This is a genomic window from Rhodococcus sp. AC861 (assembly GCF_979256035.1).
On sequence record NZ_CEEDMW010000001.1, the window covers coordinates 830,076 to 843,751 of the forward strand.

Here is a 13,676-nt window from a genome sequence, read left to right on the forward strand (position 1 = left end):
AGAATGCACGCCGTCGACGACACGCTGTTCGGGCAACTCGATCCACCGGTGCTGGCCGGAAGCGCCTGCGACGATTGCGAAGTCGTGGCGTTTCCACCGGCAGCACGGTGCCCGGGATGTGCCGGGGCGGCGGTGTCGCGGCGGCCGCTGCCGACTCGAGGAACGGTCTGGACCTGGACCACACAGGCTTTCGCGCCGAAGCCCCCCTTCGACGTGCCGGCGTCGGGGTTCGAGCCGTTCGTCGTCGGTTACGTCGACCTCGGCGGGGTTCTCGTCGAATCGCGCATCGTCGGGACGGTCGCGATCGGGGACGACGTCGAACTGCGTTTGCTCCCGGTCGGAGACGCCGAGGTCACGTTCGCGTTCGGGAAGGTGACCTCGTGAGTTCGGACGACGTCTACATCGTCGGCGCCGGAATGCACGCGTTCGGTCGGCACGACGGGGTCTCGGGCATGGACATGGGCGAGCACGCGCTGCGTGCCGCACTGGCCGACGCCGGAATTGCGTGGTCCGACGTCGATGCCGCGGTCGGCGGCAGCAACGTCTCCGGCAAGCCCGATTCGCTGGTCTCGCGTCTCGGGCTGACCGGCATCCCGTTCACGACTGTCAAGAACGGTTGCGCCACAGGCGGAGTCGCCCTGGCGACGGCCACCGACATGCTCACCGCCCGGCGAGCGAACGTAGTGGCGGTGGTCGGTTTCGACAAGCACCCGCGTGGCGCATTCGCCTCCGACCCCGCCGCGTACGGTCTGGACCCCTGGTACGCCCGGACCGGCATGATGGTCACCACCCAGTACTTCGCGATGAAGACGCGCCGATACTTTCACGAGCACGGCCTCGACGAGTCCGTACTGGCGGATGTCTCCGAGCGAGCCTTCGCCAACGGAGCAGCACATCCGATGGCGTGGCGGCGAAAGGAACTCACCGCCGAGCAGGTGCTGTCGTCCGCCATGGTGAACGATCCGCTCACCCAGTACATGTTCTGCTCGCCTGGTGAGGGCGGGGTCGCTCTCGTGCTGGCGCGGGGAGATCGCGCACACGACATGTGCGACAAACCGATTCGGCTGGCTGCGGTGGAGGTGCGAACCCGACGGTTCGGATCCTTCGAGGTGTTCTCACCGTGGCTTGCTCCCGACCCGACTCGCAGTCCGAGCATCGATGCCGCCGCGGCGGCGTTCGCCGCGGCCGGCCTCCGTCCCGCCGACGTCCACGTCGCGCAGTTGCAGGACACCGATTCCGGGTCCGAGATCATTCACATGGCGGAAACGGGTCTGTGCGAGCACGGCGAACAGGCGAAGTTGCTCCAATCGGGAGCGACCCGCTTCGACGGCAGCATGCCGATCAACACCGACGGCGGCTGCCTGGCCGGCGGAGAACCGATCGGCGCATCCGGGTTACGGCAGGTGCACGAGGTCGTCCGGCAATTGCAGGGCCGCGCCGAAGGCAATCAGGTGCCCGGTGGCCCGACGGTCGGCTTCACCCACGTGTACGGCGCTCCCGGGCTGTCGGCTTGCACGGTGTTGACGGCGTGACGACGAAAGGATCATTGTGACAACGGGTCTCGGTACCATCCCCGAGCTGGCCGACTTCCAGGCCGAGGTCCGGTCGTGGCTGGGCTCGATCCTCCCGCCCCGACCTGAGCCCTCACCGCAGGATCGGCCCGACCTCGCCGTCTTCCGCAATCTGTCCGACGAGGACGAGACGGCGTTGCTCGACGCCGTCCGGCACTATCGCAGGCAACGCTTCGACGCCGGCTACGGCGCGGTGACCCTGTCCGTGGAACACGGTGGACGCGGACTGCCTGCCTCCTTCGCGTCGGCCATCGCGCAGGCCGAGCGTGAGTTCGACGTGCCGCCGTCCACCGAACTCATCAGCGTCACAACCGGTCTCGTCGGACCCGCGGTGGCGATGTTCGGCTCCGACGATCAGCGGCGCACCTACGCGAACCCGTTGCTCCGCACCGACCTCCTCGCCTGCCAACTGTTCAGCGAGCCCGGCGCCGGATCCGATCTGGCCGCACTCGGGTGCCGGGGCGTGCGCGACGGTGACGACTGGGTGATCGACGGGCAGAAGGTGTGGTCGTCGGGTGCACGCTTCGCCGACCTCGGGATGCTCCTGGCCCGCACCGATCCGGACGCACCGAAACACAAGGGCATCACCGCGTTTCTGATTCCCCTCGACCTCGCGGGGGTCGACATCCGGCCGATTCGGCAGATGAGCGGAGGATCGTCGTTCAACGAGGTGTTTCTGCACGAGGTCCGGGTGCCGGACAGCATGCGTCTCGGCGAGGTGGGCCAAGGGTGGAAGGTCGCGGGTGCCACGCTGGCGTTCGAGCGCACCGCCTCCGGGTCGGTGACCCGGAAGAAGGGCGGCTCGGTGGCCGAATTGATCTCGCTGGCGCAGTCTCTCGGTGTCGCGAACGATCCGTTGGTGCGTCAGAACATCGCGGACGTGTACATCCGATCGGAACTGCGGGCGGCCACCGCGGACCGGGTGGCCCGCGCTGCTGCCGCGGGTGTGTCTCCGGGGCCGGCGGCATCGGTCGGCAAACTCATGGCGTCGGACGTCCTGGGCAAGATCGGTGAAATCGCGGCGGATCTGCTGGGTACCGAGATCACCGCCGCGGTCGACGACGACCGCTTCGCGTGGACCGAACATCTGCTGGGAAGCCCGGGTTACCGACTTGCAGGTGGTACCGATCAGATCCAGCGCAACGTCATCGGCGAGCGGGTGCTCGGGTTGCCGCCTGAGCCGCGGGAGAACCGCGACCAGCCGTGGTCTCAGCGCGACAAGCGCTGAACGCCCTCACCAGGCGAGAGAAGTGGCGAGCCGTTCCCGGTGGAACGCGGCCCCGCCGAAGAGCTGAGCGTCGGCGCGGGCCCGTCGGAAGTACAGGTGGCAGTGATGTTCCCACGTGAAGCCGATACCGCCGTGGAGTTGTACGGCCTCGGCGCTCACGGTCCGGTAGGCGTCCGAACACCACGCCTGCGCCACCGCGCCGGCCTCGGTGAGATCGGTGGCCTCGATCGCGCGAACGACTGCCGATCGGCTGGACTCCACGAGAACCAGCATGTCGGCGAGCGTGTGCTTGACGGCTTGGAAGCTGCCGATGGCTCGCCCGAATTGACGGCGTTCCTTCGCGTATGCGGCCGTGCGGTCGAGGCTCACCTGAGCGCCACCGAGTTGCTCGGCAGCCAGCACGATGCAGGCCACGTCGAGAGCGGGATCGACTGCGGCCGAGGCGCTTCCGCCGACCGTCAGCCGGCGGGCCGGCGTGTCCGACAGGGTGAGCGCGGCCTGCGCCCGCGACAGGTCGAGTGTTCGCAGCGGCGTGATAGCGGGTTCGGTTGCGGCGGCGTCCACGACGAAGATGTCTGGACCGTCCGAGGTGTGGGCGACGGCCACCAGCCACCGAGCATCGGCGGCGCCGAGGACAGCCGGCGCGTGGCCGGTCAACGACCACCCGGTTGTCGTCTCGGTGGCGGTGAAGATCTCGTGGTCGGGTGACCACCATCCGCGCCTGTCGAGTCCCGCGAACGCGGCGGGCCGACCTTCGGCGATGTCCGTGATCACGTCGTCGGCACCGCCGGCGTGGACGAGCACCTGTGCGGTGAGGACCGTCGAGAGGAACGGGATCGGAAGCAGCGCGGCGCCCAGTTCTTCGGCGACCACGGCGAGCTCGGCCAAACCACCGAGGCCGCCGCATGATTCGGGCAATCCCAGGCTGCTGACCCCGATCTGTCCCGCCATGACCGACCAGGCGCCGGCGTCCCAGCCGGCGCCGGCTGGATCGAGCGAGCGGCACAGGTCGGGTCCGCCGAGATCGGCCGCCGCGGCTCGCACGGATGCCCGCAAGTAGTCCAGCTCGGAATTCACGTCGTCTGCTTCTCCAGCGTGGCGTGCGCGGCCGCCAGGCGGGCCACGGGAACACGCCTGGGGGAGCACGACACGTAATGCAGCCCGACCGAATTCAGGAACGAGATCGATTCCGGGTCGCCGCCGTGTTCACCGCAGACGCCCAGCTTCACGTCGGGTCGCACGGTGCGCGCACTGTCCGCGGCCAGGGAGACCAGGGCACCGACTCCGTCGCGATCGAGCACCGCGAAGGGGCTGTCGGTCAGCAGTCCGTGCTCGAGGTAGTGCGCGAGCATCGTCTTCTCGACGTCGTCTCGGGAGAACCCGTACGTCAGCTGGGTCAGGTCGTTGGTGCCGAACGAGAGGAACTGCGCCTCGGCGGCCAACGTAGCGGCGAGCAGCGCTGCCCGCGGGGTCTCGATCATGCTGCCGACGAGGTAGGGAACCGTGACACCGGTGTCGGCGGCGACGGTAGCGGCAGCACGGTGCACCTGGGCGATGGCTTCGGTGAGTTCACCCGGAAGGGATACCAGCGGGATCATCACTTCGAGTGCAGGCGTGAGTCCTTCGGCGTTCACCGTGACCCATGCGCGGAACAGCGCTTCGGCCTGCGCGGGATACAGCCGCTTCTGCACCATGGCGAACCGCACACCACGAAGTCCCAGCATCGGGTTGGATTCGTGGGTGGCAGCTGCCCGTTCGGCCTGGGCGTCGTCTCGGTAGTGCCCGTCAGGTGGCAGGAACTCGTGCAGCGGTGCGTCGAGCAGACGGACGGTGATGGGCCGATTCCCCACGACGCGAAGCAGATCGGTGAAGTCCGACTGCTGGGCCGCCGTCAGCGCCGCGATCGCGTCGATCTCCTCGGCTTCGCTGTCGGCGAGAACGAGTCGTTGCACCAGCGGCAGCTGATCACCCATGAACTGGTGCTCGGTGCGGCACAGTCCGATTCCCTCGGCGCCGAGCCGGAACGCCGTTGCTGCGTCCTCGGCGTTGTCGGCGTTGGTGCGCACGCCCAGTTCGCGAATCTCGTCGGCCCATCCGAGCAGCACCTCGAGTTCCGGCGATGGTTCCGCGGGCCGGATCGGTACGGCGCCCACGTAGACGTCGCCGGTTCGGCCGTTGACGGAGACTGTGTCACCCTCGGACAGGGTGATGCCGTCGGACGTCACGGTGGCGGCGTCGAGGTCGATTCGCAGCGTCGTCGCGCCGCAGACGGCCGGTCGGCCGGCGCCGCGGGCAACGACGGCGGCATGCGACGCCAGTCCACCGTTGGAGGTGATCACCGCAGTGGCGGCGAGCAGAGCGGGGACGTCCGCCGGGCTGGTCTCGGACGCGACGAGGATGACGTCCTTGCCTTCGGCTGCGAGTCGCAGGGCCCGCTCGCTCGACAACGCGATCTCGCCGATGGCTGCACCCGGCGACGCGGGAAGCCCGTGCGCGAGCAGCTGTTCGCGGCCGGTGAGCGTGAGCTGGGCGTGGAGGAGGTCCTGCATCAGGTCGGGTTCGAGCATGCGAACGGCCTCGCTGCGTCCGATCGATTGACCGGTGGCCAGGTCGACGGCCAGATTGGTGACCGCGCGCGGGCCGGGGTGCTCGAGCGGACCGGCGCTGAGCAGTGCGAGTTGGCGGTCGCGGACCTCGAACTCCACCTCCGCGACGGCACGAAGATGAGGTTCGAGCGTGGCGAAGATCTGATCGAGAATCTGCACGCCACCGGGGGTGTGCGTGAGTGGGGCGCCCGGACCGGGGTTGGGATCGGCCCGGCGAACACCGAGGTGAAAGACGCCATGGGGTGCGTACTTGCCGGTCTCCAGGTCACGGCTTATCGCGGATCCGTACCCGGATTCGTCCCAGGAGCCGAGGCGCAGGGCGCGAACGTGCAGGGCGATTCCCAGGTCACCGGGCAGGGACAGGGCTTTGCGCGCACGCTGTCCACGGGGAGAGGCCCAACGGGCGAGCATGGCTTTGGCTGCCAGACCGAGTTGCTCGGCCGGTTCCGTGGGAAACGTTGCACCGGTGGACTTCTCGATAAATTCGAGCAGAGCGGGAACTCGGGTGCGGCTGTCGGGGTGGTCGTCGTCGAGGTCGTCCAGATCGTCGGTGTCGATCTCGAGAGCGCCCTCCGCGACGAACCGGAGGTTCGCCGCCCAGGAGTCGTAGATGTCGCGCTCTCGTCCGATCACCTCGACCAGAGCGTCGATGTTGCGGCTCGACAGACCGATGGCCGAGATGGCCGGCGGCAGGGCCGACACCGGGACAGGGGCGCTGCAGCGCAGATGCATCAACATGGGCCGCCGCTCGGTGCGGACCTCGGGCCAGATCCCGCGTACGGCCAGCTTTTCGAGCAGGTCGATTGCCAGAGCGGCGGTCTCGCGGTTCTCGAGTCCGGCACCGGAACCGATCGGGACGGTCAATCCCGGTACCACGGGAAGTCCGAGTGCCACCAGGTTGTCCATCTCGACACCGTGTACACCCAGCACGTCGGCGCCGAGTCCGCGAGCACGGCCTTGACCGTAAGGTACCGCCGTCCGCGTGGACGCGTGGATGACGTTGTCGGACACGGTCATTCTGCGCTACCGGATACGAGCTTCTCCTCGAGGGCCTCGTCCTGCGCCCGTGTCATACCCAGCATCATCAGCACGTGCTGATGCAGCCACATCCAGACGGTGTGGTAGCCGTCCGTCAGGGGCGATGTCAGAGATGCGGTGTCGCCGCTGTCGAAGCGTTCGAGGGCGCCGATCAGCCGCTCGCGGTAGTCGAGGAGCGGGGCGCACTGCTTGCCCGTCCGGCGCAGCATCTTGGTCACGTCGGTGTGAATGTCTTCGAGCTGATCGCGGATCTTGGCGTCGTACTGGGCGTCCGAGTGATCGTTCGCGGAGCCGTCGGGACGGCACTGCCAAGCGGTGCACAGTTCGCGGAGGCGACGGTTGACCGGAAGAAAGACGTGGAGCAGGTCGGTGACGGCCTTGGCCTCGTCGCCGCCCTCGGGAAGGCGAACCTGCGCGCCGGCGTTGGCGATACCGGCCTGCGTCGGCATGACGACGGGGCCCTTGGCGACGGCGTCTCCGGCGTCGACCACGGCCTGGAGTTCGGGCGTGATCGGGCCACGGACCATGCCCTTGACCACGAGATCGACCAATTCGCTCGTGACGACGGTCGGCGCGGACGTGTTGGTCGCGAGGTCGTTCATGGTGCTCCTCGAATTCTCCGGTCCCTGTCTGGGACGGTCATCGGCAAGTGATGCGGCGCTTGCCGTCGGTAGGACTGTGACGGTGCTCATAACCTACCCAATTAGTAGTGGATGTCAAGAAACGAACCACTAACTATGTACAGACTTGATTGCGCTACTTACTTGACAATCAGTCCTCTAAGATCGCTATGGTGATTGTGATGGCCGCCACTCGGCCGCGCAGCAGAAGAAGTGAGGCCTCGAATGGACGACCGGCACGAGCTCTACATCGGCGGCAAGTGGGTTCCGTCGTCGGGCGACGGAACGATCGACGTGCTGGAGGCCGCGACGGGACAGCTGCTGGCCCGGGTGCCCGCGGGCACCGAATCCGATGTCGACGACGCGGTCGCCGCAGCACGTGCCGCCTTCGGCGAGTGGTCGCAGTCGTCGATCGTCGACCGCGTGACGGCGCTGCGGCAGATCGCCGACGGGCTGGTCGATCGGGAAGCCGAACTCGCCGAGATCATGGCGCGCGAGGTCGGCACGCCGATCGCGCGGTCCCGCACCGTGCAGGTCGGTCTGGGCGTGACCATCTTCCGGTCGATGGCGGACATCCTCGAGAACACGTCCCTGGAGGAACGCCGCGGTACGTCGCTGATCATCAAGGTCGGAATCGGGGTCGTCGGCGCGATCACGCCGTGGAACTACCCGCTGTACCAACTTGCGGCCAAGGTGGCACCCGCTATCGCCGCCGGCTGCACCACGGTGGTCAAGCCCAGTAGCGTCGCGCCGCTGGCGGCGTTCGTCGTCGCGGAGATCGCCGACACCACCGCACTGCCGCCGGGCGTTTTGAACATCGTCTCCGGAGCGGGCGGCCGGGTGGGCGAGAGATTGGCCGGTCATCCGGACGTCGACCTGGTCAGCCTCACCGGTTCGACCTCGGCCGGCGCCCGCGTCGGACAAGTAGCTGCAGCCGGAATCAAGAAAGTGACCTTGGAACTCGGCGGAAAGTCTGCGTTCATCGTCGCTCCCGACGCCGATCTGGACGCCGCGATCACCGCAGCCGTTCGGGGGTGCTACATCAACAACGGCCAGACCTGCACCGCCACCACACGATTGCTGGTTCCCGCCGATCGGATCGACGAGGTCGAGCAGAAGCTGGTGGAACTCGTGGGGTCGCAGACGGTCGGCGACCCCCTCGACGAGTCGGTGGACATCGGGCCGATGGCGTCGCAGGAACAGCAGCAGTCCGTGCTGAAACATCTGGCCGAGGTGCCGGCGGGCGCGGTCTTCCTGGTCGGTGGACCCGGCGAGGTCGACGACCTCGACGAGCGACTGCAGTCCGGCTTCTTCGTCCGTCCGACCGTCGTCTCCCGCGTGGACAACAAGTCCGCTATCGCTCGCGAAGAGGTGTTCGGTCCCGTCCTCGCCGTGATCACCTACGACGGCATCGACGACGCGGTCGACATCGCGAACGACTCCGACTACGGACTCTCCGGAGCCGTGTTCGCCGGCGACGACGACACTGCGATCGCCATTGCTCGCCGGTTGCGCACCGGCCAGGTCTCGATCAACGGTGGCCGCTTCAACGCGTCCGCACCGTTCGGTGGCTTCAAGAAGTCGGGAATCGGCCGTGAGCTCGGACCCGACGGACTCGACGAGTACTTCGAGACGGTCTCCCTGCAGCTGCCCGCGAAGGCGAAGTGACATGAGCGTCGACGATCATCAGGAGATCACGAAGCTGATGGCCCGATTCGCGCGCGGAATCGATCTGCGGGACTGGGACATGTACCGGTCGGTGTTCACCGACGACATCGAGATCGATTACACGAGCTACCGCGCGGGCAACGGTGGTCCCTTCAAGGCGGACGACTGGGTGCAGCGGGGACGGATGCTCTTTCCGGGACTCGCTGCGTCGCAGCACTTTCTGTCCAATCTGGACATCACCGTCGACGGAGACAGCGGAACGGTCATCTCCTACGTGCGCGCGGAGCACGTGCTCCCCAACACGGCCGGCGACGCGATGTTCACCATCGGCGGCTACTACACCGATTCGCTCCGACGGGTCGACGGTGAGTGGAAGATTTGCAAGAAACAACTGACGGTGCTGTGGAACTCGGGTAACCCGCAGATCCTGGCCATGGCCCGCGAACGTGCCGCCGCGTTGCTCGCGGACGCCTGACCGGTCCGGCGCCGACCGCGATCACAGGTCGCGAACCGGGTCGACTCCGTCCCAGTTGGTGGCTGCGTCGGCGACGCGACGGTACAACGCCAGAATGCTCGGTCGCGGTTCGTAGATCTCGACGAGATGTCCGAGCTCCGCTCGGGCGTCGTGGAACGCGAAGGCGTTTCCGTTAGGCGTGGTCGCCGAAAACAGTGCGGGCCAGCCGCTCTCGTCGAAGATGCGTTGCTGTTCGCTGAACGAGGCCACCATGATCGCGACATGGTGGACGCAGTGTCGTGCCGTCGTGGTCTCCGCGAACGCCGGGGGAGTTGCCGTGTGGGTCTGCACCAGTTCGATCTGGGTGCGCCCCCACTGGCCGTAGGCCGAGGTGTGGTCGAACGCTCCGGGGTTGTGCCGGACGAAGAACGGCCCGGCTCCGGTACGGGCGGAGAAGTCTGCGGCCGCCGCCCGCGCGTCGTCGACCATGTACGCGATCTGTACGACGCTGCCCAGCTGATACTCGCTCACGGACTTCCTTTCGGTGACGTTCGCTAACTACGCGTCGACTATAGATACAGCCGAGGGCCGACTCTCGACTTCAGCGTCCCTGGCGCTCGCTCTGTTCTCCCTATTTATGCACTTGAGCGCACAATACGAACTTTCGCGGAATGCTGGACTTATCCATGTACATAGTTGAGTATGACCTAGGTAACAACAGCAGGATTCAAGTTACTCACCTCACGTAGGTAGGATTTCATGACAGATGCGCTGAGCATCAGCGGTCTCTCGAAGACCTTCGGCGGCCATCGGGCACTCGACGACGTCGAACTTCTCCTCGCACCCGGCGAGATCCGCGGACTGGTCGGGCAGAACGGGTGTGGCAAGTCCACTCTCATCAAAGTGCTTGCCGGCTATCACGATCCCGACGATGGCGCATCGATCGCGGTCGGCGGTGACGAGCTGCATCTCGGAATTCCGGGTAGCGGCGAGGCCGCCGGTCTTCGCTTCGTTCACCAGGAACTCGGACTGGTCGAAAGCCTCGACGTGGTGGACAACCTCGCTCTCGGGCACGGATACAAGACCACCGCCATCGGCACCATCGACTTCAAGGCAGAACGCGCTCGGGCCAAGACGGCTCTCGCGGAGCTCGGTGTCGATCTCGACCTGAAGAAGCTTGCCGGGGCGTTGACCATGAGCGAACGCACCATGCTCGCCATCGCCCGTGCGGTCCAGGATCACTCCGGTGGAGCCCGCGTTCTGGTACTCGACGAACCCACCGCCAATCTCCCTGCCGCGGAGGCAGTCCGGCTGTTCGACCTGGTCCGTCGAATCCGCGACCGCGGGGTTGCCGTGCTGTTCGTCTCGCATCACCTGAACGAGATCTTCTCCCTCTGCGACAGCGTGACGGTCATGCGAGACGGCAAGATCGTGACCACCCGCCCACTCGAGGGTCTCGACGAATCCGGTCTCGTCGAGCTGATGATCGGCCGCCGCGTCGAGGAGTTCCTGGCCGAGCCGGAAGAAACCACGGACTCCGCCGGCGACCCCGTTCTGCAGATCGTCGAGTTGTTTTGTGGTGCAGTCGAAGACCTCAGTTTCTCGATTCGTTCCGGTGAAGTTCTCGGCATCGCCGGTATCACCGGATCCGGTCGAGAACAGATAGTGCCCGCGCTCTTCGGCGCGGAGAGTCGCGGCGGCGCGATCACCGTGGACGGGAAGACCGTCGAACAGGGTCGACCGGATCTGGCGATGTCGGCGGGTATCGGTTGCGTGCCGGCCGAGCGCCTGTCCAACGCAGCGTTCGCCGCAGCGTCGCTGCGCGAGAACGTGTCGGTCGCCGATCCGTGGGGGTTCGCCAAAGGTGGTCTCGTGCGCGTCAAGCGCGAGAAATCCGATGTGGCGCACTGGCTCGAACGTCTCGGAGTCCGGCCCACGGGCGACACCGAACGACATCTGAGCACCCTCAGCGGCGGCAACCAGCAGAAGGTCGTGCTGGCCCGGTGGCTCAGACGCAATCCCCGAGTGCTGTTGCTCGACGAACCCACTCAGGGTGTCGACATCGGCGCGAAGGCCGACATCCATGCTCTGGTCGACTCCGCAGCTCAGGCCGGCGCAGCGGTGCTGGTGGTGTCCACCGACCACGGCGAGCTCACCCGTCTGTGCGACCGGGTGATCGTGCTGTCGGTCGGCCGTGTCGTCGACGAATTCTCGCGGCCCCGGATCGACCCGGACCGGCTGACCGCCTCGACATTGAAGAAACCTGCTCCCGCCGTGACCCTCGCCGGCACTCGGACTCGGTGAAAGGATCACCATGACAACCCAATCCCACGAAGAAGCGGCGGCCGCGCCTGCGAGCCCACCACCGGGTGGAAGCGACGGCGCGGGTACCCGAACCAAGGGCCGCAAGCTCTCGCTCGGACTCGATCGCTTCAGCGGTCTGTACGTATGGGTCGCCATCATCGTGCTGTTCGCGATCTGGATTCCCGACACCTTCATGACCCAGGGCAACTTCCGCATCGTCGCCGGTGATCAGGCGATCACCGCCATGTTGGCCATCGGCCTGATCGTGCCGCTGGCCGCGGGCGTGTTCGACCTTTCCATCGCCGGCGTCATGGGGTTCTCGGTCGCGATGGTGTCCTACCAACTCTCGCAGGGCATCAGCACGCCCATCGCCATCGTTACCACCCTGCTGTGCGGCGCGCTGATCGGCGCCGTCAACGGCTTCGTGGTGGTGAAACTGCATGTCGACTCGTTCATCGCGACGCTCGGTATGTCGAGCATCCTGCTGGCCGGAACGTACTGGGTGACCGACGGAAAGCAGATCACCGAGGGCTTCACCGACGGCTTCCTCGACATGGGCAGCAAGCCCTTCCTCGGCCTGCCACTGCCGTTCTTCTACATGATCGCCGTCGCCGCGGTGATGTACGTCCTGCTCGAGAAGACGCCGCTGGGCCGCTACCTGTATGCCACGGGCGGCAATCGTCAGGCCGCCCGTCTCGCCGGCCTGCGTGTCGAACGCATCATGTTCGGCGCCTTGATGACATCGGCAACCATCGCCGCGCTCACCGGGGTGGTGCTGGCGGCCAAGCTGGGCACCGCCGCGCCCGACATCGGGCCGTCGTACCTTCTTCCCGCCTTCTCGGCCGTGTTCCTCGGCTCCACCCAGATCCGTGCCGGACGCGTCAACGTGCTCGGCACGCTGATCGCCATCTACCTCCTCGCCACCGGTGTGAAGGGCCTGCAACTGGCCGGCGCACCCAGCTACGTCAACGACCTCTTCAACGGACTCGCCCTCATCATCGCCGTCGCGCTCGCCGCGCGGACCGCTCGTCGCAATTAGTTCTTCGAAAGGAACTCACGTGAAAACCACAACTTGGACAAAGGCTTTGGCCGGCATTGCTGCCGCGAGCCTGGTCCTGACCGGCTGCAGCAGCTCGGAAGACACGACCACCGGTGAGGCGGCGGACGTCGCCGGTGCGCAGGCGGTCGCCGACCAGTACGAAGCAGCGCCGACCGATCTCGTGCTGACGACGCCGTTGAGCAAGGCGCCGGACGAGGGCAAGTACGTCATCAGCATCGAGACGCCCCAGCCGATCTCCAGTGCCAAGAACGACGCCATTCAGCAGGCCGCGGATGTACTGGGGTGGCGATACCAGCGTGTTCTGATGGGCACCGACGCCGAAGCGGCACCCAAGGCCATGGATCAGGCCATTGCCCTGAACCCGGACGCCATCCACATCTCCGGCACACCGTTGACGATGCTGACGAAGCAGATCGCCTCGGCCGAGGCTGCGGGCATTCCGGTGGTCGCCGACAGTATTGCGGGCGAACCGGTTCCCGGCGTCATCTCCACCGCGCTCGACGGCGATGCGCAGGTGCAGGAATGGGGCAAGATGGTGGCCAGTCAGGTGGTCGCCGACAGCAACGGCGAAGCCAACGTCGCGATCTTCTCGATCACCGATTACTCGATCCTCAACGTGTTCACGGACGCGTTCACCGAGCAGCTGGCGAGCCAATGCCCGGACTGCAAGGTTCAACTCGTCAACCAGCAGGTCACCGACCTCGGAACCAAGACCCCGCAGAGCGTCGTCAGTACGCTCCAGCGGGACCCGACCATCAACTACGCAGTCTTCTCCTTCGGAGACCTCGTTCTCGGTGTCGACGCGGCACTGCGCGGCGCGAGCCTGCAGGACCAGGTCACGTTCGCCGGTCAGACTCCGACACCGGACAACCTGCAGTCGCTGAAGGACGGCGACAACAGTGTGTGGGTAGGGTTCCCGGTCCAGATTCTCGGATGGCGCGTGCTGGACACGCTGGCCCGTCAGTTCAACGGTGACGATCTCGCCGAGGCGGACGCCGCGTTCATGCCGACTCAGTTGCTCAACAAAGACAACATCGAGACGGCAGTACTCGACGAGGACACCGGCTACTACGTCGGTGTCGCCGACTACCAGGATCAGTTCAAGACTCTCTGGAAGAAGTAGCCGC

The 13,676-nt window shown here is 66.5% G+C and carries 12 protein-coding genes; 8 read left to right on the forward strand and 4 right to left on the reverse strand.

Annotation, left to right across the window (positions count from 1 at the left end):
* The first annotated feature begins 3 nt into the window (after positions 1-3).
* The 3 genes from AC0IX4_RS04000 to AC0IX4_RS04010 are packed head-to-tail and all read left to right on the forward strand — an operon-like array spanning position 4 to position 2,799.
* On the forward strand, positions 4-384 hold the full coding sequence (locus tag AC0IX4_RS04000; RefSeq protein ID WP_056071225.1) for a Zn-ribbon domain-containing OB-fold protein: 381 nt from the start codon (positions 4-6) through the stop codon (positions 382-384).
* Positions 381-1,532: a thiolase family protein gene (locus tag AC0IX4_RS04005; protein WP_082518142.1), complete on the forward strand. Its 1,152-nt coding sequence runs from the start codon at positions 381-383 to the stop codon at positions 1,530-1,532. Before AC0IX4_RS04000 ends, AC0IX4_RS04005 begins: the two co-directional genes overlap by 4 nt.
* Positions 1,533-1,548: 16 nt before the next feature.
* Complete coding sequence (locus AC0IX4_RS04010) at positions 1,549-2,799, forward strand: acyl-CoA dehydrogenase family protein (RefSeq protein ID WP_056071221.1); 1,251 nt, start codon at positions 1,549-1,551, stop codon at positions 2,797-2,799.
* 6 nt (positions 2,800-2,805) lie between these two features.
* Here the strand turns inward: AC0IX4_RS04010 and AC0IX4_RS04015 are convergent, their stop codons facing one another.
* From AC0IX4_RS04015 to AC0IX4_RS04025, 3 genes are read right to left on the reverse strand one after another with little or no spacing between them, the layout of a single operon-like run.
* Positions 2,806-3,876, reverse strand: a complete 1,071-nt coding sequence (locus tag AC0IX4_RS04015) for an acyl-CoA dehydrogenase family protein (RefSeq protein ID WP_056071218.1) — start codon at positions 3,874-3,876, stop codon at positions 2,806-2,808.
* Complete coding sequence (locus AC0IX4_RS04020; protein ID WP_471828123.1) at positions 3,873-6,422, reverse strand: putative PEP-binding protein; 2,550 nt, start codon at positions 6,420-6,422, stop codon at positions 3,873-3,875. The genes AC0IX4_RS04015 and AC0IX4_RS04020 overlap by 4 nt, the downstream gene beginning before the upstream one ends.
* On the reverse strand, positions 6,419-7,045 hold the full coding sequence (locus AC0IX4_RS04025) for a hypothetical protein (RefSeq protein ID WP_056071213.1): 627 nt from the start codon (positions 7,043-7,045) through the stop codon (positions 6,419-6,421). The genes AC0IX4_RS04020 and AC0IX4_RS04025 overlap by 4 nt, the downstream gene beginning before the upstream one ends.
* Positions 7,046-7,288: 243 nt before the next feature.
* On the opposite strand from AC0IX4_RS04025, the gene AC0IX4_RS04030 reads away from it, so the two are divergent.
* Both AC0IX4_RS04030 and AC0IX4_RS04035 read left to right on the forward strand, forming a co-directional pair.
* A complete protein-coding gene (locus tag AC0IX4_RS04030) occupies positions 7,289-8,731 on the forward strand; it encodes an aldehyde dehydrogenase family protein (RefSeq protein ID WP_471828124.1) in 1,443 nt (480 codons plus the stop codon).
* Between the two features lies 1 nt (position 8,732).
* Positions 8,733-9,206, forward strand: coding sequence for a nuclear transport factor 2 family protein (locus AC0IX4_RS04035; RefSeq protein WP_056071207.1), 474 nt, complete (start codon positions 8,733-8,735; stop codon positions 9,204-9,206).
* A gap of 21 nt (positions 9,207-9,227) precedes the next feature.
* On the opposite strand, the gene AC0IX4_RS04040 is transcribed toward AC0IX4_RS04035, so the two are convergent.
* Complete coding sequence (locus tag AC0IX4_RS04040) at positions 9,228-9,716, reverse strand: VOC family protein (RefSeq protein ID WP_056071202.1); 489 nt, start codon at positions 9,714-9,716, stop codon at positions 9,228-9,230.
* A gap of 228 nt (positions 9,717-9,944) precedes the next feature.
* Here AC0IX4_RS04040 and AC0IX4_RS04045 point away from each other — a divergent pair, with 228 nt between their 5' ends.
* The 3 genes from AC0IX4_RS04045 to AC0IX4_RS04055 are packed head-to-tail and all read left to right on the forward strand — an operon-like array spanning position 9,945 to position 13,672.
* Positions 9,945-11,489, forward strand: coding sequence for a sugar ABC transporter ATP-binding protein (locus AC0IX4_RS04045; protein ID WP_471828125.1), 1,545 nt, complete (start codon positions 9,945-9,947; stop codon positions 11,487-11,489).
* A 10-nt stretch (positions 11,490-11,499) separates the two neighbouring features.
* Positions 11,500-12,528, forward strand: coding sequence for an ABC transporter permease (locus AC0IX4_RS04050; RefSeq protein ID WP_056071196.1), 1,029 nt, complete (start codon positions 11,500-11,502; stop codon positions 12,526-12,528).
* A 19-nt stretch (positions 12,529-12,547) separates the two neighbouring features.
* Entirely contained in the window at positions 12,548-13,672 is a 1,125-nt protein-coding gene (locus AC0IX4_RS04055; protein ID WP_162245364.1) for a sugar ABC transporter substrate-binding protein, read from the forward strand.
* Positions 13,673-13,676 lie beyond the last annotated feature (4 nt).